We start from the raw sequence: 26,427 nt of genomic DNA, 5'->3' as shown, positions 1-26,427 counted from the left end.
TTCGTTGATCGGGCCGATATCCGCTCACGCACGACCCCCATCGCGCTCGACGACATGGAAGGAACGCAGATGGCTCCGAGTGTTGCGGTCATCGGCTCCGGTGTGTCCGGTATGACCGCGGCCTACTTGCTGCGCAACAAGTTCGAGGTCACCGTGTTCGAGGCAGGCTCCCGACTGGGCGGTCACGTCGACACCGGGCATCCCGAACCCGGCCGGCCTGCGGACATGGCGTTCACGATTTTCAGCACCATCCACTACCCGAACTTCACCCGGCTGATGAAGGACCTCCGAGTCGCGACCAAGCCAGTGGACGTGTCCACGCAGGTGACGTGCTTCCACTGTGGATTCGCCCACCGTAGCGACAAACCCATGGAGCCGGCCGGCCTCCCGCGCCGCCCACCTGGCGTCAGCGAACACGTCTGGCACCGATGCGTCGAGGACTCCAAGCGATTCGTGTCGCACCTGCGAAAGGCCATTCACGCCGAGCCGGACACCACCCTCGAGCAGTTTCTGCTCGAGGAAGAGTTTTCCACTTACTTCGCTCAGCACTTCGTCTACCCCCGGTTGCGGGTATGGCTCCTGTCGGATCTCAGGAACACTCCCATCGGGTATCTGACCAACGTGCTGGACCGCTACGGGCTCCTCGGCGGTGCCGAGGCATTCCGATCCTGGTACGTGCTGCCCGAAGGCAGTGCGGCCTACATGGAGCGCATCGCCGCTACCGTGACCTCGATCAAGACCTCGACACCGGTACGCGCGGTCAGCCGTACCGGCGACGGAGTCGCCATCCGGGACGCCGCCGGGAACGTCCACCACTTCGACAAGGCCGTGATGGCCGTGCACTCTCTACAGGCGCTCGCCTTGCTCACCGAACCCACCGCCGAGCAATGGTCCGTACTCAGCGCGTTCGACTACACGCCGACCGAGGCGGTGCTGCACACGGACAAGAGCATGCTGCCCAGCGGATCAGGCAGCGCCGCTATCTCGATCCAACTGTCCTGTGCTGACCCAGATCTGCCGTTGTTCACCGCCCACGCAAACCTGAATCGAATGCGCGGTGAGATATCGTCCACGACGTACTGGGCGACCTACCTCACCCCCCTCACTGCGGTGAACCCGGCCAGTGCGCTGACCCGTGAGGTATACCGCCACCCGACCCTCACCCTGCAGTCCGCCGCGGCCCAACGCCGCCTGCCCGCGCTGTCCGATCACGTCCTCGCCTTCGCGGGCTCCTACCACGGCGACGGCTTCCACGAATCCGGCTGCACCTCGGGAATCGCGGCGGCGGAGGCACTCACCGGCAAGGACGCCGCAACCCTGTTCGAGGAAGCGGCGTTCAAGCAAGCAGCATCCACGAGCGTGCACACCGCGATTCGAACCTCGGACCGGTCCCGGCCCCAGCCACAGGGCCGCGCGGGACACCTCCTGTCGACAGGCCACCCTCCGATAAGACACCTTCGACCGCCCGGCCTCGACGTCCTTCACTTCTCCGGGCGCCGCGCCCTTGCCGCCATCCCCGACGCCGGCCACCGCGCGGTGGTCGCCAGCGTGCTGGACTCAGGCTTGGTCGACGAAATGATCGCCCGCACCGCGGGTTTCGACCCAACCGTCGACCTCGCACAGGTCCGCGCCAACGTCGACCTGCTCACCACCGAGTTCGCGGCCTTCGGCATCACCATTCCCGCTGCCACCACCAGGGACCTCACGCTGATGCGCGCCCTGCTGGTGCCCGTTGCCGACGACGCGCTCGCCCTTGCCCTCGACCGCATCTGGGTATTCACCCTCGACGCCGACGATGTGTGCTGCCACAACCCCGTGGAAGCCGAAGCCATCATGCGGGACGGTATGCTGACGGGGCGGTCCGCATCATCGCCGTACACCGGATACATCCAGCACATGTTCACCGAAGTCGCGCGGTTCTGCGATCCGACATTCCTCGCCGTCTACAAGACCTTCTTCTACAACGGGATTACCGGCGTCCTCATGGAGGCAGAGTTCACGCCGGGAGTGTCGGACGAGATCGACAGTGACTTCGTCCGCACTTTCAACGGCTACGGCCAGTTCTGGTTCACCTCACTTCAGTTCATCGACCCCTGTTTGAGCGCCCACCGCAATCGTGCATTCTGGTCGGCGGCCCTGAGCTCCTGTGACGCGTTTCTCAGCGATATGAATGACGTCCTGTCCTTCTACAAGGAGGCGGTGCATGGCGAGGACTTCGTCGTCAGCAGGATCTATCGCCGCTCGGTACAGGAGAACATTCCTTACCTCGCCGCCTACCGCCGGAGCTTCGACGGCGGCCTGGCCGCCTACCGTCGAATACTGGATCTCGCCACCGACGAGCAACGCCCGCACCTGGACCGCTACATGACCGGCTACGTGTACTGGCACTTCCACAGCCGTCGCTACCGCTGGCAGGACATCTACCCTGGCCTGCCCCCGATCGACCTCTGCGATCAATCCGATTCAGCGCCTCATCGATGAACAAGGAATCGCGATCATGCTCATCATCGCCTTCAAACCCGGTCACGACGGTGGAATAGTCGCCGTTGAGAACGGTCGCTTACTGTATTCGCTCGAATCGGAGAAGGATTCTTCTGCCAGATACTCTTTCTTGACTCCAGAAACGGTGTTGGGAATGGCCGAACGCCTCGACAGACTACCTGATGTCATTGCGGTCGGAGGTTGGCTGAGAGTCGGGGAGGCGAGATTCGGCATCCAGAACGAGCTCAATGCCGGTTATTATGGAGCCGAGCAGATGATAACGCGGCCGAGCCGATTCTTCGGGAAAGACGTCACATTCTTCTCCTCCTCTCATGAGCGTTCTCATATTATGGGCGCAATAGGCATGGCCCCGCCGCAGCGTCATCGCTTCCAGGTTGTCCTGGTATGGGAAGGGGTTACGGGTGCATTCTTCTTGGTCGACCACGGGTATCGGGTCGTGAAGAAGTTCGAGGTCATGGAACAACCCGGTGGCAAGTACGCTGCCCTGTTCGCCATACTGGACCCAGATTTTCCAGCTACCGGCGGGGAGCCCCGCATGAGCGACGCCGGCAAGCTCATGGCACTCGCCGCTTACTCCGATGCCTCAGCTGCCGATCAGGAGATCCGCAGTGCCATCGATCGTGTCATGAGCATGACTCACGCTTATCCAGTGCCCAAGAGCGACTTTCGTGACACTGTCTTGTTCAATGCCGGAATCACGTCTCCAATTGGCACCATGGCCGCTGCCGTTATCACTGAACGACTCTTTACCGCCTTCTCCGATGTGGCGTTGCGAGATATCCCTGCCGGTCTTCCGTTGCGTATCTCCGGCGGCTGCGGTTTGAACTGTGAATGGAACCAGCAGTGGCGCCAATTGGGTCACTTCTCCGAAGTGTTCGTTCCACCCTGTCCCAACGATTCCGGTTCCGCGATCGGTACGGCTATCGATGCTCAAGCTGCGCTGACAGGTAGTCCATTCATAGAGTGGAGTGTCTATGCCGGCTCGGATTTCGTCAACGACAAGGCTCCGAATCCTGCGCAATGGCACCGACGCCGACTGGACTACGCAGCCCTCGCTCAGGTACTGACGGAAGGTAGAATCGTAGCCTGGGTTCAGGGCAGATGGGAGATCGGACCACGCGCACTGGGTAACCGCTCGCTTCTTGCCGATGCGCAGAACCCTGCCAGCAGAGACCGTCTCAACGTCATCAAGCAACGCGAAGACTATCGGCCGATTGCCCCAGTGGCCCGCGTCGAAGACCTAACCGCCGCTTTCGATGCCGATTTTGAAGACCCATATATGCTGTATTTTCGGCGAGTGCGTGACCCAAGACTGAAAGCTGTCACCCATGTTGATGGTTCAGCCCGCGCCCAGACTGTATCCGGCCTGAACAACCCGCAGCTACATAAACTCCTCTGCGCTGTAGCCGCGCAACAAGACCTGGGTGTTCTGTGCAATACGAGCTTGAACTTCAACGGCCATGGATTTATCAACCATATGTCCGACCTTGCTGAATATTGTGAGAGTCGTGGCGTTACCGACATGGTCGTAGGTAATGAATGGTTCGAGAACATTCAGCAATTCACCAGTCGATCGTCGACATGAAGAGAGTGTCAGAATTTTTGTGGGCGAAACGGTGAAACGTCTTGCCAACCTTCGGTTATCCGCTCACCGTAGAACAGGGCGAGCGTGTCGAGTATATCCTTCCATCCGCTGATCTTTCCAGTGATGTTCGGCCGGTTCTTCAACGGATTCCGTATGACGAAGTAGAGCACTTTCAGTGCCGCTTGTTCATTGGGGAAATGCCCACGCCGGCGGGTGGCTTGCCGGAACACGAGTTTCCGGATAGGCGCCGGGAACTTCAGAAACGGCGTGAATTGCTCCCAGCTGTTGCGCCAGACCGCGATCATCGCCGGGTATTTCGGTTCCCATTCCGCGACGAACTCGTCGAACAGTAATTGGCGGCTTCGACAGTGGGAGCGGTGTAGATGGCCCGGAGTTCGGTAGTGATCCGACTCCAGCACTTTCGAGAAGTGTATTTCAGGCTCGCGCGCACGAGATCGACCACGCATTGCTGGACATCGGCCAGCGGCCATGTGTCGTTGATTTCGGTGCGCCGCAGCCCGTAGGCGTAGATCGTCTTCAACACCACCGCGTCCCGGGCCGCACTCAACCTGCCTTTCACCCCGCGTGCGATGATCTTGCCCGGCCGGGCATCCCCGGCGAGACCCAGCCCGGCTACTCGGCACGGATCCAATGAAGCCGATTGACGAGGATCTGTTCACCGACGGGCGTGGGTGGCGTCCGCAAGACCAGCCGGTCGCCGGATATTTCCACCGAGCGCCGCTGCTCGCTGCCCACCCAGTTCGGGAACACGCTCATTCGCAGCACATGCACGACGGTGTCGCCCTCCAGGCGGTACTCCCCGCAGTACGCGACGTAGGTCGAATAGGCTTCAGCGCGTTCACTTTCGGTGCCGCCGAGCGCGACCGATGTCGACAGTTCGCGACGGTCGGCCTTGGCGATTTGACCGGTCATCCATCCGCCGGAGGTATAGACCAGACACCCTTGGGGGTCGTCGCCGAACGGCATCGTCACCGCGCCTGCCTCGTCGGTGGCGGTCCACGCCGTCAACCGCCACCGCCCCACCAACTCGCCGGCAATCATGCAGCCGATGCTAGGCGCCCGTAACGCCACTTGCGACCGGAGTAGGCGCACCGTGCCCTCGGTCCCGGCGGACCCGGCTGTATCGCCAGAACTCGCGAGCAAATTACTTCACCGATCTCGACGCCCTCGCGACCGCGATCATCGACGAACTCGGCACCGAGGTTCTGTATCCGCGCTCGCCGAGGCAACGCCTTTCGAGGTGACCCCGTTGCGGTTGTCACCCGAGTGGTCGACGCGACGGTCGAAATCCTCAGCTTGTCGGCTACCAGGATTCGATCAGCGGGACATCCTGCCGGCGCTGCTGCCATTGTTCGGTGAGGCGGCCGAGTCGGCTCGGGGCGGCGATACCGCGTATGCCCGCGATCTTGTCGCCGCGGATCTCCAGGATCGTGACGCCCAGGATTCGGGCGCCGAGTGTGAAGAGCACGGCCGGGCAGCCGTTGATCACGGCGGCGTGGATAGCGGGAGAGCCGCCGGCGAGTTTGCGTTTGGCCGCGGACGGTTTGAAGCCGGCTCGCACCGCACGGGCGATCTGCCCCGGGTTCGGGTAGCGGATCAGCTTCTCGGCCATGCCTGCGGCGCCGTCGGAGACGCCGCTCGCGTCGTCGGTCAGCAGCGCCACCAGCCGTTCGGTCCGACCCGAGGAGGCGGCGGCAACGAACGCCTCGACGATTCGACGCGCGGAGGCCTGATCGACCTCGGTACGTTTGCCGGCGGCGGCGATTCGACGCCGGGCTCGGTGCGTGTGTTGCTGACTCCCGGACTCTGTGATGCCGAGAATCTCGGCTATCTCGGCGTGGCTGTACGCGAAAGCCTCGCGCAGAACGTAGACAGCTCGCTCGGTCGGCGACAGGCGCTCCATGAGGGTCAGCACCGCCAGGGTCACCGATTCGCGCTGCTCAGCAGTCTCCGCAGGGCCCAGCATCGGGTCGCCGTCGAGCAGCGGTTCGGGCATCCAGGCGCCGACCGCGCGCTCGCGCCGCACCTGCGCCGAACGAAGGCGATCGAGGGCCAGATTGGTGACGATCTTGGTCAGCCAAGCTTCGGGGACCTCGACGTACTCCTGGTCGGCGGCCTGCCACCGCAGGAACGCGTCCTGCACCGTGTCCTCGGCGTCGGCGGCCGAGCCGAGTAACCGGTAGGCGAGCGAGGCCAGCCGGTCCCGGCTGGCCTCGAAACGCGTCACGGTGGCGGTGTTCATGCGCCCGACCTTATGCGGTGAGCACTTCGGGCGAGCGCTCTCGGCTGGTGGCCGAGCGGTGCCGGCGACTCGGCATTCCGTAGGTCGGTCGGCTGATAGCCCAAGCGCTGATCGCCACGATCGCCGACTTGACTCGCGCCGCAGGCCTGCCGCACAGGGCCCCGGACTTCGCGCGCCCGGCACCGTCGACAAGCTGGAAGATCGCGTCCTTACGTCCGAGGCTGATGTGGTTGCCGACATAGCGCAGCGCGGTGGCCTTGATCTTGCGGCCGGTCAGATCCCCGACGATCGCGGCCGCCGCCTGCGTGCCGGTGAATCCCGCCGAAGCACACGACATCGGCAACGGCTGACCGTTCTCACCGATGACGAAGACGCTGTCACCGGCGACGTAGACATCCGGGTGCGAGACCGACCGCATATGACGGTCTACCGTGATCCGCCCGTCGGCTTCCACCGCGAGACCGCTGGCGGCGGCGATCGGGTGGACGGCGAAGCCGGCGGTCCACACGGTCGCATCCGCGGCCAACACGCTGCCGTCGGCGGCGACGGCCTTCGTCTCCTCGACACGCTCGATCTCGGTGTGCTCGTGGACCGCGATGCCGAATCGATCGAAGGAACGCAGCAGGTGACGGCGCGCCTTCGGACCCAGCCAACCCCCCAGTTCGCCGCTGGTGACCAGGCTGACCCGAAGACCCGGACGGGCCTCGGCGATTTCGGTGGCGGCCTCGATCGCGGTCAGGTTACCGCCGACGACCAGCACCTTCCCGTTCTCGCCCAGCTCATCCAGGCGGGCGCGCAGGCGCAGCGCGGACGGCCGTGCGGCCACGTGGAAGGCGTGCTCGGCGACGCCAGGCACGCCATGGTCGGCGGCGGTGCTGCCGAGCGCGTAGAGGAGGGTGTCGTATCCGATCCGGTCGATGCCCTCGCCATCGGCCACCGTGACGGTCCGCCGCGCGACGTCGACGTCGGTGACCCGCGCCACGCATAGTCGAATTCCGGTGCCCGCGAACACCTCCGTTAGCGGTCGATGGGGTAGATCGTGCCCCGCGGCGAGCTGGTGCAGGCGCAGCCGCTCGACGAAATCGGGTTCGGCATTGACGACGGCGATCTCGAAATCGTCGGAGTGCAGCGTGCGGGCCAGATATCCGGCGGTGAAGGCTCCGGCGTATCCGGCTCCGAGAACGACGATGCGGTGCTTCATGATTCGCTCCTGTCTGGTTCGCGTGCTTCCTGAACGCGACAGCCGCTGAATTCCTGACAACCACCAAAGTGATCCGCGTCACCAGATGTCAGGAAATTCGTTGCCATGCCGTCATGTCGACGAACCCCCTGCAACGAAGGAGCGGACATCATGATCCCCGCCCTGTGCACCGGCTTCGGCCGCGGCGCCGGAATCTTCCTACTCGGCCGCGAAGGCGCTCACTTCGAACTGAGCCGTGGCACGAATCAGCTTTTCGAGGAGTAGACATGACCCCGCAGACAACGCTCACCACCGATACGTCGCCGTCGCCGTGGCCGACGGTGGCAGCGACGGTCATCCTTCTCACGGTGATCACCAGCGTGCTGCTCACCGCCTTCGCGTGGCCGTCGGTGCGATCGTCAGTACACGATGTGCCCATCGCCGTCGCCGGACCGCCCGCTGCGGTCGCGCAGCTACGCACGACACTCGATCAACGCCTGCCGGGCGGCTTCGACATCACCGAAGTCACTGCCACCGCCACCGCCGAACAACTCATCCGCGACCGAAAGGTCTACGGGGCAATCGATCTCAGCTCCGGCGCCCCGCAGATCATCATCGCCTCCGCCGCCGGTACCGCGGTCGCCCAAACCCCGCAGACCATCGCAACCGGCCACACGCAATCCGGGAATCCCGGGAATCCCACCACTGTCCGCGATCTCGTTGCGCTGCCCGTCGACGACCCACGCGGCGCCGGCCTGGCCGCAGCGTCGCTGTTCCCCTCACCCGAGCGCATCCTCGACCTGTCCGATGAACAATTCCGGCAGGTCGGCGCCGCGTTCCCCAAGTGTGCTCTGCGCGCGGCCGCCCGCGCGTTTCTGGCCCAGGGATCGCGGTGGGAGAAGCTGCCGCCTGCTGAGCTGGTCACCACGCTGCAAACCATCGACCGCGCCGGTGGATGGACTGCGCGGACCGCGGTCGCGGACTACACCAACGACTTCTCCTTCTACGACTACTCCGACATCGCCGTTCAGCCCGCCGCCCGGCGGCTCAATCCAGACCGGCAATGGCCACAAGGGGCGCGGGCCTTCAAGGCCGCGTGGGAGGAGCTGGCCGGAGATCAGCTGTCCGCGTGGACTCTTCTCACACTGGCATGGGGGATCAACAATGGGAAAACACTCCAACGTGCAGGCGTCTGCTGACCTGATCGCCGGCTACGACCCGCGACACCGGTTCGATCTGCTGCTGGTGAATGCGCCCTTGCGCGACTACGCGATGCGGCCGCGAGTCAACGACTTCACCCTGCCCGTGCTCGGCATGGGCTACATCGCCACCTACGCCGCCCGCCACGGCTACAACGTCGGAGTTCTCGATGCCGAAGCCACGGCCTCGGCATCCAGGACACGATCGCGCTGGTCAACACCGCACGCGTCCCGCCGCGGAAGCCGATGCCAAAACCCGGATACTCGACGCCGCCGCCGAGGCTTTCATGACGCACGGGTTCTTCGGCACCACGATCGATGCCATAGCCGACGAAGTGGGCGCCACCAAAGGCTTGATCTACTACCACTTCCGGTCGAAGTTCGACATCTTCCTCGCCGCCTACGAGGAGGGCATGCGCCGAGCTCGCGCACAGGTCGAACCGCACGCGCAACTATCGGGTAACGGATACGAACGATTGGTGGCGATGTCCAACGCGCACGTCGTGAACCTCATGACCGACCTCGGCTACCACCATGTTGTCCACCAAGGAGTGCGCGAGCAAAGTTACGCGGCGCTCAAGCCGCGCCAACGCGAGGCGCTTGCACGGTTGAACGAATTACGACACAACTACGAACGCCTTTTCCAGACAGTCCTGACCGAGGGCACAGTCGACGGGTCACTGCGCCCTGTCGAGCCCCGGCTGGCCGCGCGCACACTGCTGAGCAGTCTTAACGCCGTGGACATTTGGTATCACCCCGGCCGACGCCAGTCCGATACGGACATCGCGGCGCTGGCCGAATCCATAGTGGACTTGATCGTGAACGGTCTCGCCGGCGCGACTCACTGATCGTCACTCGCGTCCCCGTTCGCCGCATCCAGCCCGCCTGACGAACACATCCGGCTTTCGAACCACCGGCACCACCTCCACCGGCAGCATCGACGGCCCCGCACGCCGGAGCAAGCCGACACCCAGCTAGGCCTTCGCGGACCGGCTCGAGGAGTCGGGTTGCCCACGATCCCTGGACCGTGCGGAGGGCTCGCACACCCGAGGCTGTTCGAGACCGACCTCCACGATTCTGGGCGGCGCCTGGCGCGTGCAATCGACGCGTGACCATCGCAGGCGCCGGGCACCCTCCCGACTGCAGTCGGCGATACGCACAGCGCTCGTCGCGACGCAGTCCGCAGCGTTCGGTCCGGCATGCGGCTCCCCCTGACCGGGAACGTCGACCTCGAGCCGCGGTGGGCCTCGGTGCCAGGATGACGCGATGAGCACCGTGTCAAGACAGCCGGTCAGCGAGGAAACCGTGTATCTGTTCATGGATTACGGACAGTTCCGCATCGACGGGGGTGTCGAGAGTCCGGTCGAGGAAATTGAACTCCTCGACCGTGCGCTGGCGGCGCATCCTTTCGCCTCCGACGGGCTCGCGGTGGTGGTATTGAGCCCGCACCAGAACAACTTTCACATGCCGGTGACGGTCCAGGTGTGGGAGGAGCGGCCGCCCGACGATCGTGCCGAGTGGCAGCAGGTGTGTGAGACGAGGTTACGAGTCGGACCGGAGGGCATACTGTGCCTGTCGTCGCCGACCGACGGCGCAGTCGACTGCCCGGTTTCGCAGGGCGAGTATCTGATCGAGATCAGCGGCCGCGGATTCATCAACTACGGCTGGCCCGGGTCGACCGAACCCGGCGATGTGTGGCGTATCCGGCTCTGGCCGGACGACGGCAGTAAACCGCTACCAGCCCTGCAGTGGGACATGCCCGGATACGGTGTGCCCGATAATGTCCCGCTATCGCACGTCACCGCGTCGATCGACGACGCGCAGGAATGGGTCGTCGTAGTCGACGATGAAGGCTCTCGCCGCCTGCACATCAACGAACTGCCGCAGCAAGCGGCCGCTTTCGACCGGCGGCGCTGGGGCGGGGAGCCGATACCCCGGCTCGAAGATCACCCGGGCGCGGAAGAGTTGGCACGCCATGACCGCGCGATCGCCGAGGCCGTCGCCGCAATGGCTGATACCGAGTTGCGGCGCCTGGCGCGCTGGGCGGCGAACCAAGCCTGCACGAAAGCCGGGCTCACCGACCGGCCGTGGGTGCGACCCGCCTTGGCGGCGCTGCGGGACGGCCGACCGCTACCGCCTCCCTTCGACGACGTGGACTCGGCCATGACCCGGCTACACGACGAAGACTTCGGTCCGGCAGATGATGAGCACGTGGGCACCATCGAAGCAACGACGGGCCCCGGCTCGGCCGGTGCGGCGACAAGCTCCTTCGATCTGGGCCCAATCCACCGCCCCTCCTTCGCGCTGCCCACCATCACCGACGCGAACCAACCCGACGCACTCGATGCCGCTATGACAACCCTGTACGCCACTGCATTGGTCTTCGGCCCCGAGGTCGACACGCTATTCGCCGCAGTCAGAACGGAATTCGGAATCCGGTGAGCTGGGGTGGCGAGGACTACCTCCAGGTCGTCGGCGGCGGCGGCGAGATCAGCTGCTCACATAATTCGCCGGCCTCACATGGCGCTGGCCCGCCAGCAACTAAGCCGCTGGCCGGTTCGCCGTCGCGGTACTGCGCTCGGTATGCAGCTCGATCGCGTGGCCCGAGCTCACTGTGGCTCAAGCGAGCGCCGATGCGTCACAGTAGTAATCGAGGGGAACCTGACCGAGGAGATGGACGGGTGTTTATCAACCGTGATGTACAGCGAGTCTTCCCAAGGGTGGGGCGACTGGGGCTCCCAGCAGAATATTGCGGCTCGATGATGGGCGGTATGAGCGGCAGCGATGACCTCGTTCCCACCGGGTGGATCAGTGCGAATCCGGCCATGGATCGTCGGTGACGAACGTGCGGGTGTTGTTGGCGGCGAGCGGGTCGCGTGGGGACGTCGAGCCTATGGTCGGTCTCGCGCTGTGGTTGCGCGAATTCGGAGCACAAGCGAGGGCGTGCGCGCCGCCGGACATCGCGGCGCGATGCGCTGAGCTCGGGTTGCCGCTGGTGCCGCTGGGTCCACTGAAGTCGGGTTCGCGAGGCGGGAGGCTGTCGCCGACGGAGCTGTCGCAAAACGTAACCGACTGGCCCAAGGTGCAGTTCGACACGATCTCCACAGCGGCCGCAGGATGCGACCCGAGAAGCAGCCCGAGACACACGGCAGGCCAGCCTGGGATCCACGCATTCGGCACCGACGGCAACGACATACTCGTCAAAAACATCTCCAACTCCCCCACCGCTGCCGGGTCCAGTAGACGATCTTCCTGTGCCACTACCTGCGCAGTCGTGAATTGCAGCGGGAGATCAACAGCGGTTTGAACGTCCAGGCCTCGATGGTGCTGCCGGACAGGGCGCGGTCTTTTCCGCCCGGCATCCCCCTTCGAGGTACAGGTCAGAGCGCCTCGACCGCCTCCGGTACAGGTGGCGCCACCGTTGGTGAGGGTGCCGTCGATCGGTGGGCTACCGGCCTGGCCGTGCGGGCCGCTCAGGCCGAAGGTGGGGTGGGCAGGCAGGAAAGGCAGGTCGATCGAGAGGTCGTAGACGGTGAGACCGAAGAGATTGGTTCCGGACGGGATGTCGCAGCCGACATCACCGTTGGACCGGATAGCGCAGATCGAACTCGCGTACGCCGAATGCACCGGCCGCCAGCTCAGCCACCAGGGTGATCGGGAGCAGTAGCACTCCGGTGGCGATGCCGACCACGACCTTCAAAGGAGACGTGCGCTTAGTTGGTGCCGCGTCGGCGCCGCGCCGCCCGCAACTCGGGGTCGAGACGTTCACGCATGAAACCGTCTGCCCCTGGGCCGGCGAGGAAGGCGAGGTCGACGGCCGAGAGAGGGCGCCCGCTGCGCTGGTCCACAAGGCCGGGCATGATCTCCTCCCCGGTGTCGCGATCGGTCAGGACCACGCTCGGCGCATCCGATCCCGTGTGTTTGCGGCCCCAGGCGTACAGGGCGACGAGGACCGGGGAAAGGTCTCGCCCCTTGTCGGTGATGACGTACTCGTAGCGGGGCGGGGACTGGCTGTAGCGCCTGCGTTCGAGCAGCCCGGATTCGACCAGAGTACGCAATCTCCTGGTCAGCATATTCGGGGCGATGCCGAGGTTGCGTTCGAACTCGTCGAATCTGGTGAACCCGTCCAGCGCATCGCGCACGATCAGCAGCGTCCACCAGTCGCCGACATACTCCAAAGCGCCCGCAATCGGGCACCCCATCGCCTGGAAACTCGTTCGCCGCACCTGCTGATCCTTTCGCCACCCACAGTGACCCTACAGTAACTTGCATAATAGTAGTTACTGGTTCTAGCGTGGGCGTCGCAGCCGGACCACGAGCTGCCACATCTCACCCTGGTGAACGACCGGAAGGCGCACTTGTGACTTTCTCCTCCGACAGCCCCCGAACCACCACGCTGGTCATCGGTGCGGGCGGACGACACGGCGGCACCGGCTCACATGTCGTGCGGCGTCTTCGTGAACATGACCACGCGGTCCGCGTGCTGGTCCGCGCTGATGACGAACGCGCACAACACCTTCGCGCTCTCGGCGCGCAAATCGTCGTGGGCGATCTACTGGATCGCCGGACGCTGGATGCGGCCGTGCGGGACGTGGACACCGTGTATTTCACCTATCCGGTCGCTCCCGGCATCGTGCAGGCCGCCGCCAATCTGGCCTCCGCGATCCGGCACGCCGAGACCACGCCGCGACTGGTCGTGATGTCCATGGCGGTCTCGGCCCCCGACAACCCCAGTGGGCTGGGACGCGCGCAATGGGCCGCCGAGCAGGTGCTTACCTGGGCGGGACTGGAACCGACGATCTTACGGATCAAGGCCCTGTTCTACGAGAACATCGTGCTGTTGCACGCCGGATCCATCCGCGAGACCAGAAGCTTCGCCAACAGTTTCGGCGATGGTGCGGTGCCGTGGATCAGCGGTGTCGATGCCGCCGATCTCGCCGTGGCCGCGCTGACCGACCCGGTCCGATACCCTCGCGGCACCACGCTCTACCCGCAGGGGGCGACCGTGCACAGCCACGCCGAGATCGCCGCTCTCATCGAAGCAGAAACGGGAACACCGGTCCGATACACCTCCATCCCTGCCGGTCAATGGCAGCGCGAACTGGAAGCCCTCGCGCACAACGGCACCGAACCATCCGTCAATCCAGCTATGGCGCAGCATATTTCGGCCATCGGCGCGGTGTTCTCCCAGCTGCCCTCGGCCCCGCCGATCGATACCACCGCACTCGCCGAGGCCATCGGCCGTTCGCCGCAGACGTTCGCCGAGTTCGTCCACGAACACGGTCACCAATTCGTTGCGGCCCCCGGTCGTTGATCCACATCGGATCCGGGCGTGTGCGCACTGAGAGTTGAACGGCGTGCGACCGCCGCGGAGGGGCTGCCCCCTGCTCGACACCGCCGTCTGACCGCTGGTCGATGGATGCAGTGGGGTCGCCCGCGGCCCGCGCCGCCGTCAGCGGCTCGGGCCGCGGGGGGCATCGCAGCGCGATCGTGGGCTCTGCGCGATCTCGCTACGATCCGGAGCACCTCGGTCAGCCAGTACGGTGCTCGTCGCGGTCGAGGTGGCGGTAGCTGGTTTTGCATGACACCCCGAAGGTTCCGGCGATCTGAGTGAGGGTGTATCTGCGCTTACCGCGAACGTCGAGTTCGTCGTACATCTCCCGCACCTCGAGTACCTGCAGCTCGGTCAGCGCCGGTGGCTGAGCTCCAGACCTCCCGCGGGCGCGGGCCGATTCAAGACCCTCCAGAGTCCCCTCGCTGATCAAGTCCGCAGTCCTCTCGTCCATGGCGGCGATGACGTGGAACAGGAACCGCCCGGCCGACCTCGTGGTGTCGATGCCCTTTTCGAGCACGAAAAAGTCGATGCCACGCTCATCGAGCTGGGCGGCCAGCTCGGTCATGTGCCGCACCGACCGGAACGGACGCGACAGCCGCGTGATGACCAGCTCGTCGCCACGGCGCAGATGCTCGAAGCACTTGTCCCATTCCCGGGCGGCGTGCCAGCTTGCCCGACGCCTTGTCCACCCAGATCCATTCGAACCCCGCGGCCGCAAGCGCGTCGATCTAGGAGTCATCCTTTTTGCCCATTGGCGATCGTGACCTGGATCGAGAGAACCTACCACCGCAAACGGCGACAACGCGGACTCGGCAAACTCACCCCCATCGAGTTCGAGACAATCAACCAGACCGCACTCGCGGCCCGAACCCATCAACCCCGCGAGTCAACCAAAGCCGGGGCAGTCCCCTACATCTACCCGCATCACCGCGACCGCGGCCTCGAAATCCGCCGGTCAACGACTCCGGATCCCCGGTCCGGGGCGTCGACCCCAGCCAGAGCCGTGGTGATGCGTTCGGGAATCGCGGTCTGGATGCGTTTGTGGCACAACAGACTCCGGTTCGACGCCGCCGAGTAGGCGCGGTCGGCGATCACCACCTCCGGATTGCGTCGCGGCGCCCCACCGGCCAGTCGCGGCACCACCACCGCGTCGAGCAGCGGCGGCGAGTCGTTGGTTTGACCGGGCGTAAGCAGCACGGCCAGGCCGCGACCGGCGCCGTCGGCGGCGAGATGGATCTTGGTGCTCAGCCCCTCGCGAGAGCGCCCGATGACATGGTCGGCCGGTTCATAACCCGGTCACCGAGTCGGCGGCCGCGCCGGCGCCAGCGCGTCGCGCTCGGTGATCTCACCATCGGTTAGGTGAAAGACTCGATGCGGACGGAACACATCCCCTGCCAATGACGCCCTAGGGTCCGTCCTCAAAGCCACATGAGCAGGGTGGCCAGGTCTAGCATGCCTCGGTAGGAGGTCGCGGTCTTGTCGTATCGGGTCGCGATGGCCCGATATTGCTTGAGCCGGTTGAAGCAGCGTTCAACGACATTGCGGCGCCGATACGCAGTCCGGTCGAAGGTCGGTGGGCGACCACCAGCACTGCCCCGGCGACGACGGTTGGCCTGCTGATCGCTGCGTTCGGGGATCGTGGCGGTGATACCGCGCCGGCGGAGGTGCTCGCGGATCGCGCGAGTCGAATAGCCCTTGTCGGCCAGCACCCGCCGCGGCCGCGTCCAGGGCCGTCCCCGACCCGGACGTGGCATCCGGATCCCGGCCAGTACCTGGGTGAACATGGTGCAGTCGTTGACATTGCCCGCGGTCAGCACCCCGCTCAGCGGGCGTCCGAGCCCGTCGCAGGCCAGATGGATCTTCGTGCTCGGCCCGACACGGGAACGACCGATAGCATGATCAACTGGTTCGCTGTGTTCGCCGCCGGATCCGTTGTCCCCCTGCGTGAACCACACGCGCACGCCCCGCCAGCGGAGTGCTGGTGGGCACGCACGATCGTTGAATCCACCGACACCTCTCGATCGAGTTCGGCGACAGCCTCGGCGACCACACGCACCTTCGCCACGAGCATGCCCAGGGTTCCGTTGCGCGACCACCGCCAGAACCGGTTGTAGACCGTTTTCCACGGCCCGTAGCGTTCGGGCAGGTCCCGCCACGCCACCCCGGTCTTGGCCTTACAACATGCCGTTGATCACCCGCCGGTCATCCACGCGCGGACGGCCCTTCGCTCCCGAGACCGGCAGCAGCGGCTCGATCACCCGCCACTGTTCTTCGGTCAACTCGTGCCTACGCACCACAACCGAGAATCACACCACATCAACCCCGCCAACTTTGAGGACGGACCCTAGGCGCGGCGCTCGGTGTGGTCAGGGACGATTTCGGCGGTCGACGACCACCGGGACCGATACGATCAAAGCCAATCGCGGCAGCAACGTATCGAGGGGATGAGGCATGGCCGATCTCGCATCCGTCTATGACGCAGAAGCTCAACTCGCTCCTGAGTGGGGTGAGTGGGCCGACCTGCGTCGTTGCTACACCCAGATCGACACACTCTTCGACGAAACCCTCCCCGCGGTCCCGGTCGCCGAGGACTTCACGACCGGTGAGAGCGTGCCGCCACGGCCCCCGGCCGGACGCTATACCTCCTACATGCTCGAATGGGTGGAGCACGGTGCGTTCGCACTGTTCCCGACCCGGGAAGCGCTGGAAGACAACGCCGTTACCGCTGACCAACTCGTCTGCTACCTGACCGAGTACCTGGTCCGCAACGCTGGCGGACTGATTGTGAACGTGCCCGCCAATGGCAGCCCGGTGTACGACGGGATCGGGCCGTCGGTCTGCTACGACTACACCTCCGAGGTGGACAACCCGGTGGACATGCTGCTGACGATGATCGAACACGGTGAAGGTTTCACCGACGATATCGCCGACCGCATAGACGATTACTGCGATTCGGGAGCGCACCCACGCTAGCGGGCACCCTGTGCGGCGGCGGGGGGACGGTCGAGGATGTCCGAGGAGGACGAGAGACGCCGCCGAAGCGAACGATCCCGCAAAGCGCGCGCCCGTGGCCGCCACTTCCATCGAGGGATGGCGCAGCAACGCGGCGAAACCCGCGCGAACGGGTGGCGCCACGAAGCGAAGATCGAACTCGGTAAAGGCAAGGGAAACACGCGAGTTCACGACACCGCCCGAGTCCTCGAACTGTTCGAGATGACCGTCGGTTATCCGCATGTGTTGTGGAACAGAATGGTCATTCCTCAATAATTGAACCTCGATCAAGGTTGAGGTCAAGCCGAACCTGCACGACGTCTCATCTCATACAGCTGCCGATGACCTCCCCGTCGGCTCGTGGCCTGTCCCAGCAGGCGATCGTGGATGCGACGTCAACAGCTAGTTGAGGGAAGCAGCGAATTGAGCGACCCGGCCACGGTTCATAATTGATCAATTCTCAACACGGTGATGCGGTCGGTGATCGATCGAAGCAAGGCTTGGCGAGCACCGTGCAGCATCCCCGGTGCGCTCTACTGGTCGGGCTGTGGGGACCGCCCGGACAGGATCCGGTTCAGATCGACGCGCAGCGGGGCTTTGGCGGCTTGCCCGCCTGCGGTCGGTAGTTCGGTGAGGATGCGCTGGGCGAGCTCGCGTACTCGCACGTTGATGTGCTGCGAGCAGGACCGCAGCAGCTCGAACGCTTGCTGCTCGCCGATCCCGTAGACCAGCATCAGCATGCCTTTGGCTTGCTCGATCACCGTGCGGCCGGCCTCGAACGCGAACCGATCGGCTTCGTCTGGTGTCGAGGCTCGTTGGATGTCCACATCCCCACCTCTACCGGATTCCGGCGTGAAGAACACCGCACCCACCATGGAGAAAAACTGCACTCCATGATGTAGACATCCTGTGAAGGACGGTATACAGTCACTGTCGTTGGAGATGAAGAGTCTGGTTGGCCGGGGCAGGTGAACTGCCCGGAAAGCAAGAACTACCGTCCCCTCCGGCGGAGAAGAGAATCCGGTGCAGTCGGCCGGGCCGCCGGAGGGGACGACGAAATTACCGCAGGCAGATTCGTCGATCCGGGAGGTGGTCGCTGAAGCAGTTGCCTACACCTTGCGCGCCCGGGAAGAAGTGCCGGGCGCGGTGTTCGACGTCGGCTCTGCGGGTCGGCGATTGGAATTGATATCAAACCCCCTCGATCCCGGGCCCCGGCGCACTGTGCGCCGGGGCCCGTCGGCGTTGACCCAGAGGTGTTGTGCAGCAACCGAACAAGACCCCACCGACCCCATAGATCCCAACGACGCTTCCAGTGCTGCCGCGGACCGGCTCGATGACGAGGACTATCCCGCCTACAGCAGGGGCAGGGCCGCGGAAATCCTCGGCGTCACCCCCGCCTTCCTGCGCGGCCTCGACGCCGCTGAACTGCTGACACCGCAGCGCTCACCGGGCGGGCACCGCCGCTACTCCCGCTACCAGCTGCCTATCGCCGCCCGCGCCCGCGCGCTGGTCGACTCCGGGACACCGCTGGAGGCGGCGTGCCGGATCATCGTCCTGGAAGACCAGCTCACCGAAGCCCTCGAACTCAACGCCGAGCTCTCCCGCCAAGACCCACCCGCACCGGGCCCCGGCAGCTGAACCCTTACCCGTCGGCGGCGGCGGGCGCCGAGTTCGGCCGACACCGTTTGCCGCCGCCGTGGTAGTTCACACCCCAGTATTCGGTCTATCTGGTCACCGCCCAGCGGATGCGGTTGTTCGGGCCGTCAGCGATGAGAACACCACCGGCCGGGTGAACGGCGATCCCGCTCGGATCGCTCATCGTCGCGGAGGTCGCGGGGCCGTCGTCGCCGGAGTAGCCGGGGACTCCGCTGCCGGCGACCGTGGTGATGGTCCCCCGCCGATCGACCCGGCGTATCCGATTGTTGTTGCTGTCGGCGATATGGAGGTTCCCCGACGGTTCGACGGCGACGGCTTTCGGACAGAACAAGGTGGCGGCCACCGCTGGACCCGAGTCGCCGTCATCGCCGTAGGCCCCGTTACCCGCGACCGTGGTGATGATCCCTTGTGGATCGACTCGGCGAATCCGACTATTGCCGGTGTCGGCGATGAAGAGGTTGCCGTAGCCGTCGACCGCCACCCCTTCCGGATACCTGAGTTCTGCGTCAGTGGCCTTACCGCCGTCCCCGGAGAACCCGGCGGCGCCGGTCCCGGCCACTGTGGTGATGGTCCCCTGCGGATCGACCCGGCGAACCCGGCAATGGCTGCTGGCGGAGAAATAGAGATTGCCCGCGCCGTCGACGGCCACCCCGGCCGGATAACCGATGTCCGCGGCAGTGGCCGTACCGCCGTCCCCGGAGAACCCGTCGTCGCCGGTCCCGGCGACCGTGGTGATCATCCCCTGCGGATCGACCCGGCGGATCCGGCAATTGCCCACGTCGGCGATATAGAGATTGGCGGAATCATCAACGGCCACCGCACCCGGATACTTGAGGGCCGCGACAGCGGCGTGACCGCCGTCCCCGGAGAACCCGCCGGTGCCGGTCCCCGCCACCGTGGTGATCATCCCCTCGGGATCGACCCACCGGATCCGGTGGTTGCCGAGGTCGGCCACATAGAGGTTGCCGGCGGCATCGACAGCGACCCCATACGGGTTGAACAGCATGGCTGTCGTGGCCGGCCCGCCATCGCCGGAAAACCCGCCGGTGCCGTTACCGGCCACGGTCACCATCAGACTTCTACCGAAGTCCACGGTGGACGGGTCCAGGTCGTAGGACGAGTCCCCCTGCGTGGACGGGTCCAGGTCGTAGGACGAGTCCCACTGCGCGGGCAGGTCCAGGCCGTAGAACAAGTCCTCCGGCGTGGTCAGGTCCAAGCCCAAGGACGGGCCCCACGGATTCAGGCTCAGGCCCGGGCCACCCAGCGTTTCGTGGGTGGATATTTGGTGAACGTTGCTGGGCCCTGTCGTCGAGGCGTGCACGATTTGCCCCGAGCTGTTGATAATGCCGTGTCCATTGGGATCGGGGACGCGCACCTCGGGAACCGTGGACTCTTCACCGTTGACGACGACGAAGACGTGAAACGTGCTGCTCTTTCCGGTCGCCGGACTGATCAGGGTGATCTGGCTGTCGCTGTCCACTGTGAAGCTTTGCGCGTCCCACTTCTGATAGTTCACATCTTCGAAGAAGACGCGACTTGCACCCGTGAACCCGGACCCGTAAACGACCACCTGGGTACCGCCACTCGATAGTGCCTGATGGGTGCCCAAACTCATGATTTTCGGCATCGACCTGACCCCTCTCTCGCGCGCCCGGCGGCTCCGGTGCGACCTCACCAAGGGTGGCAGCACCACCGCGGCCCACGTGGGCGAATGGGGAGGTAGAGGCGCATCCGTTGCACCCCGACGGCTAGTGCTGCGGCTCGGCGGGCCGCAGCCACCGTGGGTCAGGCCGTGGCGGGCCCGACCCGCAGGTACCTGTAGACGGTTTCGCGGCTGACGCCGAACTCTTTGGCCAGCGCCGCTTTCGACACTCCGGCGGCCGCGCGGGCGCGCAGCTGGGCGGCCTGCTCGGCGGTGAGGGCCGGTTTGCGGCCGGTGTAGGCGCCGCGAGTCTTGGCAGCGGCGATGCCCTCGCGCTGGCGTTCGAGGATGAGGGCGCGTTCGAACTCGGCGAAGGCACCCATCACGCTCAGCAACAGGTTCGCCATCGGCGAGTCCTCGCCAGTGAAGGTCAGCGACTCCTTCACGAAGTCCACCCGCACGCCCTTGCCGGTCAAGGTGCGCACCAACCGGCGTAGGTCATCGAGGTTGCGGGCGAGGCGGTCCATGGAGTGCACGATCACAGTGTCGCCATCACGCACGAACGCGATCAGCTCATCCAGCTGCGGGCGGGCGGTGTCCTTCCCGGAAGCCTCAGCGGCGGATTAAGGACTGATCGCAACGAGGAGAAACCTGTGAGATCGGCAGTGATGTCGTGACCACCAATGGTCGACGACTGGACAGCATTCCCGCGAAGCACGGTGTTGTCTGCCCAGTCGCTGTTGCGGGATCACATCATGGGCATGTTCGGGAAAATCATGTTCCACGCGTTGCGCGCCATGTCCACGAACTGCATCCACATCGGTGACATCATCACCGTCTCACCTCCTAACACCCAATAACTGGGCATTCACCGGCTACCCCCATAAGACATCACGAACACCCCCTGCCGATCGTTCAACGGTTCATCGATCCTGGATACAGATCGATCGGACTGCTAGGGCCACCCCGTCAGGACCGGTTCCATTCGACGCGCGGCACGCCTCCTGCCGACTTGCCCGCCCGCCGTACCGCAGACGTGTTACCGACCGGTAGGTGTGGGTAGTCGGGGAGTGGTGCATCGTTGCGCCGACCCGATGCTGTCACACACCGGAGGGACGAGATTCGCATGAGCACGCCCGACACCACCACGTTGCTGGCGCAGTTGCGCGCTGTGCTGGCTTTGACCAACACCGAGATCCAGGTCGCCGAAACCCGTATCGCCCAAGCGCGGACCGAGGCGGTGCGCCGGGAGCTGTCGGAGAACGCCGACAACGCCCGTGCCCGTGCCGAGGCCATCGAGACCGCCATCCGCGATCTGGGCAGTGTCCCTGAAGTGGTCGGTCCGTTCCTCGGACGCGCCGCCGCGGCGGTCAAGGCGATGGCCGAACAGGCCCAGCCGTTCGACGAGGCCCTGCTGGGTGACCTCGCCCTGGAACACCAGCTGCTCGATCGCGCCCGCTACATCAAAGCCCTGGCCACCGCCGCCCATCTACGCAAGGTGGTGGCCTTGGCGGATCGGTTGATCACCGCGCATTCGGCGACGGTGGACTGGCTGACCACCGTCCTGGCCGAGGACGCCCTCGGTGGGCCGGCCGCGCTGCGCCGCACCCCTTTGCAGGCGGCGACCGGGACCGCGGTAAAGCTGTTCAACCTCCCGGTCTTCTGGTCGACTCGTGGCCTGGACCGGGCACTGGACACCGTGCGCGCCACCCCGCCCGCGCTGGGCGGGCTGCTCGCCCAAGGCGCACGCGCGGGTGATGTCGCGGTCAAAACCCTCTCCGCGTCCCGCGACGCCGCCTTGGAGACCGCCGAGCAGGTCACCCGCCGCGAAGGCGCCGACACCGCCGCCGACGCCCTGCGGTCGATCCGCACCAGCACCGGCGTCCTCGAACCCCACGAACTGCCGGTCGCTGACTACGACGAGCTGAACGTCTCCCAAGCCGTCGCCGAGGTCAAAGAACTCACCGACCCCGCCGACATCCGGGCGATCGTCGCCTACGAGGAAGCCCACAAGAACCGCCACGGCGTGGTCTCCGCCGCCCAAACCCGCCTTGCCGCGATCGCCCAAGAAGTCGCCGGCCTCATCTGAGCCGGTCCCGGCAGCGGCGAAGTCGTCGCCCACCACAACAATCAACCCCGCGTCGGCGCCCTGTGCCCGCACCCGCACCCGCACCCGCGCCGGTGCAGGTGCAGGTGCAGGTGCAGGTGCATGCTGGTGTAAATCGGCGCGGGGTATTGGAACCGCATGGCCGCATCGACGTGTCGTAGCCCTCGCGTTTATGCGCTGGCCGGGGGTCGCGGCGATGTTGTCGATCATCGCTGTCTGTTGGCGGCCTGCGGGGGTATCCACTGCTTGCATCAGGCTCGGTCAGTCCAGATTCGAGACTCGACACTGTCTGGAGGCGGGTGTATGTGTGCTCATATCGCGGATACCCCTCAGGGAACGGACCCGGGACCAGGGAAGTCGTTCGAGTACGACGCCTTCATCTCCTACACCCACCCGGATCGGCCAGTCGCGGCCGGGATCCAGAAGGGTCTGCACCGCATCGGGCGGCGCATGGGCCGGTTGCACGCTTTGCGGGTGTTTCGTGACGCCACGGACTTGACTGCCAGCCCTGATCTGTGGGGCAGGGTCACCGAGGCGATGGGCCGCTCCCGGTAGCTGATCGTGGTGCTGTCCGCCGGTGAGTGGGTCGCCGACCTGCTTCCCGGTGGCCGGATCCCACACCTGGTGGTACCGATCAGCACAGAGGCACGGTTGCGAAGCCAGCAGCAAGGGCCCGCAGCGCAGTGGGTATGTAGCGCTTCTACACCACGGTTGTCGCTCCAGGCCAACTGTCGCCGCAGTATTCCCGTGCCGTCGCTGCGAGGTACCTACAATGATCGTGTGACGACATTTCGTCGCGATAGCGAAGTCGAACTCGGCGACTACGTCGGAGCGATCGCCGCCCGGATGAACGAGCGGGTGACGGAAATCGGCGCGATCATCCAGCGCAAACTCGAGGAAGAAATAGCCGAACTGCGCGAGGACACGCATTCCCTGGGACTGCTCGGGGCCAGCGTGGAAGCGAATGTCGAGACACTGTTGCAGGGGCTACGCCACGATATTCCGGTCGCGCGCGTACAGGCGCCGACGGCGGCGATCGAATACGCCAAACGTCTCGCCCAGCACGGAGTTTCGCTCAATGCGCTGATCCGCGCCTACTGGGTGGGGCAGCGACGGATGAGCGAACTGGTGTTTGCGGAAGTACGCGCCGCCGACATCACCGCGCAGCAGCGTGTCGACGTCCTGGAGACCATCACTACGACGCTGTTCAACTACATCGACTCGATCACTCGGCAGGTCGTCGCCGCCTACCAGGGCGAGCGGGAACAGTGGTTGGAGAATCAAAACAGTATCCGCACACTCCAGGTCCGCGAAGTGCTCACCGAGACGAGCGCCGTCGACGTCGACGCGGCGACCGATTCGATCCGCTACCCGCTGCGCTGGCATCACCTCGCGTTGGTGCTGTGGTATTCGGAGCTGAGCACCGAAGGTGACGAGCTCCCCCGGATACAGCGGTTCGTGCGGGAACTGGCCGAAGCGGCGGAGACGTCGGCGCGCCCGCTGTTCGCCGCCGTCGACCGGGTCAGCGCATGGGCCTGGCTGCCCTACCGGTCGGTTCCCGCCGACCCGGTCGGCGCCGTACGCAGGTTCGCACGCGACCGGGCCGACACTCCCTGCTTCGCGATCGGCACACCCGGCGCCGGTGTCGAGGGCTTCCGGCGGTCACATCGGCACGCTCAGGCCGCCCGCGCGGTCGCGCTCACCCGCGGCGCGGACGATCCGATGGTCTTCGCCGCGACTGATCCGGGACTGTCGGCCGCGGCGCTGCTGGGTGGCGACATGGCCGAAGCGCGGGACTGGGTGAGCGAGGTACTCGGCGATCTGGCTTCGGACAACGACAACGACGAGCGGCTCCGCGAGACCCTGCGGGTGTTCCTGCGCACCGGATCGAGCTACAAGGCCGCGGCCGCGGAAATGCACCTGCACTCCAATTCCGTGAAGTACCGGATAGCGCGAGCGGTCGCCCGGCGGGGCCGACCGGTAGACGACGACCGGCTCGAAGTCGAGATGGCGTTATTGGTGTGCCAGTGGTACGGAAGCGCCGCGTTGCGCCGGGACCCGGCGTAGCGCTTCGCCGATGACAAACGTGCCGTAAGACTTCGTCCTCTTGAAACGAGGGCGTGATCTCCGCGCCGATCTACTGTTCTGGCGTCGATCCCGAGCCAACCGCACAGCAGGGCCGTGGCCTCATCCAGGAGAATTAATTGGTTGTTTTCATTCCGGCGGAATCACCATCGCCACGATCGGATACACCGGCCGCCCCCTATACCGCCCCGGCAATGAACAGCTCTGAGAATTCTCCCTCACCGAATGTCGAGCACGCGTCCGACGATATCCTCCCCCTCGGAGCGCCCGCACTGGTTCTGGGCGTCATACTGCTCGGCGCCGGGTTCGCCGCGCTACTACCGGCCAGGAGTTGGTTACGCGACTACGGCTGGCTGGTCGTCCCCGCATACCTCATCTACATGAGTCTCGCCGGTTCGCTGAGCGTGTGGGGTCTCCGATTGGCCCGCAGGCAGCACACCCGAGTACTTCGCAGCGACACCGACCAGCAGGACTCCACAGCGAGTTGCGTCGCGGAATGCGCTCGCCCGAGCGCCGAAATGCGTCCGAGGTTCGTGCCGCAACGCAGCGATCAGACAGGGAATGTGACGCCGGTCAACTCCTCCGAAACCTGCCACAAGCGTTGCTGAATCGCCGTGTCATGTGATTGGGCGCTGGATTCGACGAGCTTCGGGTAACCGCGGGTCTCCAGGAATCCACCCGGTCCGTAGTACTGACCGCCGAGCACGCCGGGATCGGTGGCTGCGCGCAGGACCGGCAAGGCGCCCATCGCTGGGGTCTGCGTGACGATGGGCGCGATGACAGGCACGAGCGCACGCAGCGCGGTGGGCATGTTGCGCATCAGGTCGGTGTTCGCGGCACCGGGGTGTGCTGCGACCGCGATTGTTTTGCCGTTGCCGGTCAGGCGGCGTTGAAGTTCGTAGGTGAACATCAGATTCGCCAGCTTGGACTGGCCGTAGGCCGCCACTCGGTTATAGGAGCGTTCTGCTTGGAGATCGTCGAAGTCGATCCGCGCCCGGATTCGATGTCCGACACTGCTGACCGTGACCACCCGCGAGCCCGGCACCGGCAGCATTCTGTCGAGCAACAAGCCGGTGAGCGCGAAGTGTCCCAGATGATTCGTCCCGAATTGCAGCTCGAACCCGTCGCTGGTGGTTTGTCTCGGCGGGTACATCACTCCGGCGTTGTTGATCAAGAGGTCGATCGTGGCGTGAGCGGATTTCAGCTGTTCGGCAGCAGCGCGTACGGATACCAGCGAGGTCAGGTCCAGCGGTTGGATGGTGGTGTCCGCGCCAGGGACCGCACTGGCAATACGGTCCGCGGCATGCTTGCCTTTGTCCATATCGCGCACCGCCAGGACGACCGACGCGCCGTGCGCCGCGAGCGCTCGGGCCGTCTCGAACCCGAGTCCGCTGTTGGCGCCGGTGACGACTGCGAGTCGTCCCTTCTGGGCTGGTATGTCTTGCTCGGCCCACCTGTTCGCCATCTTTCCTCCCAAGGGTCGGTCGGTCCGTCGGGTCCGCCGACGAGCCCGGCGGCGTGGAACGCACACTCACACCGTCGCGCGCCCGGTGCGGTTGCACAAGAGGTGGCAATTCCCCACGCCCAAGAGGACGGCAGTCGGCCCGCGCGGCGCAGCCAAGTCAGGGTTCAGGCCTCGCCCATGCCGATCTCGGCCGCCCTGGCAAGAAATCCGTAACATTTTTGCGTCTACGCAGGTGGACAAGATCACGATTGCGCTCTTGCGCCGACATGCGTCCGCAGCTCATGCTTCATCAATAGACGCAGGTTGAGGGCGATCAGAAGGTTCGCAGTGTCCAGGGCCGACGCTGCTGTGGACTGGTGCCAGCGCACTCGTGGATGCGAACACACCTCGATGAGGGGCCTCGCTCGGATCGCTCTC

General features: G+C 65.2%; 23 protein-coding genes and 2 pseudogenes. 12 read left to right on the top strand and 13 right to left on the bottom strand.

Annotation, left to right across the window (positions count from 1 at the left end):
• The first annotated feature begins 69 nt into the window (after window positions 1–69).
• Both ACGF7Y_RS21275 and ACGF7Y_RS21270 read left to right on the top strand, forming a co-directional pair.
• Window positions 70–2,481, top strand: coding sequence for an FAD-dependent oxidoreductase (locus ACGF7Y_RS21275; protein WP_393236238.1), 2,412 nt, complete (start codon window positions 70–72; stop codon window positions 2,479–2,481).
• Window positions 2,482–2,497: 16 nt separating this feature from the next.
• Complete coding sequence (locus ACGF7Y_RS21270) at window positions 2,498–4,087, top strand: carbamoyltransferase C-terminal domain-containing protein (protein ID WP_393236236.1); 1,590 nt, start codon at window positions 2,498–2,500, stop codon at window positions 4,085–4,087.
• An 8-nt stretch (window positions 4,088–4,095) separates the two neighbouring features.
• On the opposite strand, the gene ACGF7Y_RS21265 is transcribed toward ACGF7Y_RS21270, so the two are convergent.
• From ACGF7Y_RS21265 to ACGF7Y_RS21245, 5 genes are all read right to left on the bottom strand, one after another.
• Entirely contained in the window at window positions 4,096–4,506 is a 411-nt protein-coding gene (locus ACGF7Y_RS21265; protein WP_393236234.1) for a transposase, read from the bottom strand.
• Window positions 4,389–4,631: a transposase gene (locus ACGF7Y_RS21260; protein WP_393236483.1), complete on the bottom strand. Its 243-nt coding sequence runs from the start codon at window positions 4,629–4,631 to the stop codon at window positions 4,389–4,391. The genes ACGF7Y_RS21265 and ACGF7Y_RS21260 overlap by 118 nt, the downstream gene beginning before the upstream one ends.
• Window positions 4,632–4,720: 89 nt before the next feature.
• A complete protein-coding gene (locus ACGF7Y_RS21255; protein ID WP_393236232.1) occupies window positions 4,721–5,149 on the bottom strand; it encodes a lipocalin-like domain-containing protein in 429 nt (142 codons plus the stop codon).
• Window positions 5,150–5,411: 262 nt separating this feature from the next.
• Window positions 5,412–6,350 (bottom strand): sigma-70 family RNA polymerase sigma factor, encoded by a 939-nt coding sequence (locus ACGF7Y_RS21250; protein ID WP_393236231.1) that lies wholly within the window; start codon window positions 6,348–6,350, stop codon window positions 5,412–5,414.
• Window positions 6,351–6,360: 10 nt separating this feature from the next.
• On the bottom strand, window positions 6,361–7,551 hold the full coding sequence (locus ACGF7Y_RS21245) for an NAD(P)/FAD-dependent oxidoreductase (RefSeq protein ID WP_393236230.1): 1,191 nt from the start codon (window positions 7,549–7,551) through the stop codon (window positions 6,361–6,363).
• Window positions 7,552–7,817: 266 nt separating this feature from the next.
• Between ACGF7Y_RS21245 and ACGF7Y_RS21240 the strand changes: the two genes are divergently transcribed.
• The 3 genes from ACGF7Y_RS21240 to ACGF7Y_RS21230 all read left to right on the top strand — a co-directional run bounded on the left by ACGF7Y_RS21240 (window position 7,818) and on the right by ACGF7Y_RS21230 (window position 11,171).
• Window positions 7,818–8,729: a hypothetical protein gene (locus tag ACGF7Y_RS21240; protein WP_393236228.1), complete on the top strand. Its 912-nt coding sequence runs from the start codon at window positions 7,818–7,820 to the stop codon at window positions 8,727–8,729.
• 170 nt (window positions 8,730–8,899) lie between these two features.
• Complete coding sequence (locus ACGF7Y_RS21235; protein ID WP_393236227.1) at window positions 8,900–9,577, top strand: TetR/AcrR family transcriptional regulator; 678 nt, start codon at window positions 8,900–8,902, stop codon at window positions 9,575–9,577.
• A 418-nt stretch (window positions 9,578–9,995) separates the two neighbouring features.
• On the top strand, window positions 9,996–11,171 hold the full coding sequence (locus ACGF7Y_RS21230) for a hypothetical protein (protein WP_393236226.1): 1,176 nt from the start codon (window positions 9,996–9,998) through the stop codon (window positions 11,169–11,171).
• A 1,271-nt stretch (window positions 11,172–12,442) separates the two neighbouring features.
• Here ACGF7Y_RS21230 and ACGF7Y_RS21225 read toward each other — a convergent pair.
• The gene (locus tag ACGF7Y_RS21225; RefSeq protein ID WP_067806026.1) at window positions 12,443–12,955 is read right to left on the bottom strand and encodes a helix-turn-helix domain-containing protein; all 513 of its coding nucleotides are present in this window, start codon (window positions 12,953–12,955) and stop codon (window positions 12,443–12,445) included.
• Window positions 12,956–13,089: 134 nt separating this feature from the next.
• On the opposite strand from ACGF7Y_RS21225, the gene ACGF7Y_RS21220 reads away from it, so the two are divergent.
• Window positions 13,090–14,043 (top strand): NmrA family NAD(P)-binding protein, encoded by a 954-nt coding sequence (locus tag ACGF7Y_RS21220; RefSeq protein ID WP_393236224.1) that lies wholly within the window; start codon window positions 13,090–13,092, stop codon window positions 14,041–14,043.
• 217 nt (window positions 14,044–14,260) lie between these two features.
• Here ACGF7Y_RS21220 and ACGF7Y_RS21215 read toward each other — a convergent pair whose 3' ends face one another.
• The 3 genes and pseudogenes from ACGF7Y_RS21215 to ACGF7Y_RS21205 form a co-directional block, all read right to left on the bottom strand.
• The gene (locus ACGF7Y_RS21215) at window positions 14,261–14,803 is read right to left on the bottom strand and encodes a recombinase family protein (protein WP_393236222.1); all 543 of its coding nucleotides are present in this window, start codon (window positions 14,801–14,803) and stop codon (window positions 14,261–14,263) included.
• A gap of 185 nt (window positions 14,804–14,988) precedes the next feature.
• Window positions 14,989–15,333, bottom strand: a complete 345-nt coding sequence (locus ACGF7Y_RS21210) for a transposase (protein ID WP_393236482.1) — start codon at window positions 15,331–15,333, stop codon at window positions 14,989–14,991.
• Between the two features lie 149 nt (window positions 15,334–15,482).
• Window positions 15,483–16,361: pseudogene (locus ACGF7Y_RS21205) on the bottom strand (IS5 family transposase).
• Between the two features lie 154 nt (window positions 16,362–16,515).
• On the opposite strand from ACGF7Y_RS21205, the gene ACGF7Y_RS21200 reads away from it, so the two are divergent.
• A complete protein-coding gene (locus tag ACGF7Y_RS21200; protein ID WP_393236221.1) occupies window positions 16,516–17,037 on the top strand; it encodes a hypothetical protein in 522 nt (173 codons plus the stop codon).
• Between the two features lie 117 nt (window positions 17,038–17,154).
• Entirely contained in the window at window positions 17,155–17,331 is a 177-nt protein-coding gene (locus ACGF7Y_RS21195; protein WP_393236219.1) for a hypothetical protein, read from the top strand.
• A 257-nt stretch (window positions 17,332–17,588) separates the two neighbouring features.
• Here the strand turns inward: ACGF7Y_RS21195 and ACGF7Y_RS21190 are convergent, their stop codons facing one another.
• Complete coding sequence (locus ACGF7Y_RS21190) at window positions 17,589–17,882, bottom strand: ANTAR domain-containing protein (RefSeq protein WP_393236218.1); 294 nt, start codon at window positions 17,880–17,882, stop codon at window positions 17,589–17,591.
• A 463-nt stretch (window positions 17,883–18,345) separates the two neighbouring features.
• On the opposite strand from ACGF7Y_RS21190, the gene ACGF7Y_RS21185 reads away from it, so the two are divergent.
• A complete protein-coding gene (locus ACGF7Y_RS21185; protein WP_393236481.1) occupies window positions 18,346–18,693 on the top strand; it encodes a MerR family transcriptional regulator in 348 nt (115 codons plus the stop codon).
• 85 nt (window positions 18,694–18,778) lie between these two features.
• Here the strand turns inward: ACGF7Y_RS21185 and ACGF7Y_RS21180 are convergent, their stop codons facing one another.
• Complete coding sequence (locus ACGF7Y_RS21180) at window positions 18,779–20,326, bottom strand: NHL repeat-containing protein (RefSeq protein WP_393236217.1); 1,548 nt, start codon at window positions 20,324–20,326, stop codon at window positions 18,779–18,781.
• Between the two features lie 170 nt (window positions 20,327–20,496).
• A pseudogene (locus tag ACGF7Y_RS21175) lies at window positions 20,497–20,967 on the bottom strand (recombinase family protein); the annotation flags it as partial.
• Between the two features lie 512 nt (window positions 20,968–21,479).
• Between ACGF7Y_RS21175 and ACGF7Y_RS21170 the strand changes: the two are divergent.
• The 3 genes from ACGF7Y_RS21170 (at window position 21,480) to ACGF7Y_RS21160 (ending at window position 24,527) form a co-directional block, all read left to right on the top strand.
• A complete protein-coding gene (locus tag ACGF7Y_RS21170; RefSeq protein WP_393236215.1) occupies window positions 21,480–22,442 on the top strand; it encodes a ferritin-like domain-containing protein in 963 nt (320 codons plus the stop codon).
• A 321-nt stretch (window positions 22,443–22,763) separates the two neighbouring features.
• Window positions 22,764–23,015 carry a hypothetical protein gene (locus ACGF7Y_RS21165; protein ID WP_393236213.1) on the top strand — a complete coding sequence of 84 codons (252 nt, stop codon included), beginning with the start codon at window positions 22,764–22,766 and terminating at the stop codon, window positions 23,013–23,015.
• A gap of 291 nt (window positions 23,016–23,306) precedes the next feature.
• Window positions 23,307–24,527 carry a PucR family transcriptional regulator gene (locus ACGF7Y_RS21160; RefSeq protein WP_393236480.1) on the top strand — a complete coding sequence of 407 codons (1,221 nt, stop codon included), beginning with the start codon at window positions 23,307–23,309 and terminating at the stop codon, window positions 24,525–24,527.
• Window positions 24,528–25,095: 568 nt separating this feature from the next.
• On the opposite strand, the gene ACGF7Y_RS21155 is transcribed toward ACGF7Y_RS21160, so the two are convergent.
• Window positions 25,096–26,010 (bottom strand): SDR family NAD(P)-dependent oxidoreductase, encoded by a 915-nt coding sequence (locus ACGF7Y_RS21155; RefSeq protein ID WP_393236212.1) that lies wholly within the window; start codon window positions 26,008–26,010, stop codon window positions 25,096–25,098.
• Between the last annotated feature and the right edge of the window lie 417 nt (window positions 26,011–26,427).

The organism is Nocardia sp. NPDC047654 (assembly GCF_043205035.1).
In the GTDB taxonomy this organism is placed as follows: Bacteria; Actinomycetota; Actinomycetes; order Mycobacteriales; family Mycobacteriaceae; genus Nocardia.
This window is presented reverse-complemented; position numbering and strand designations above follow the sequence as displayed.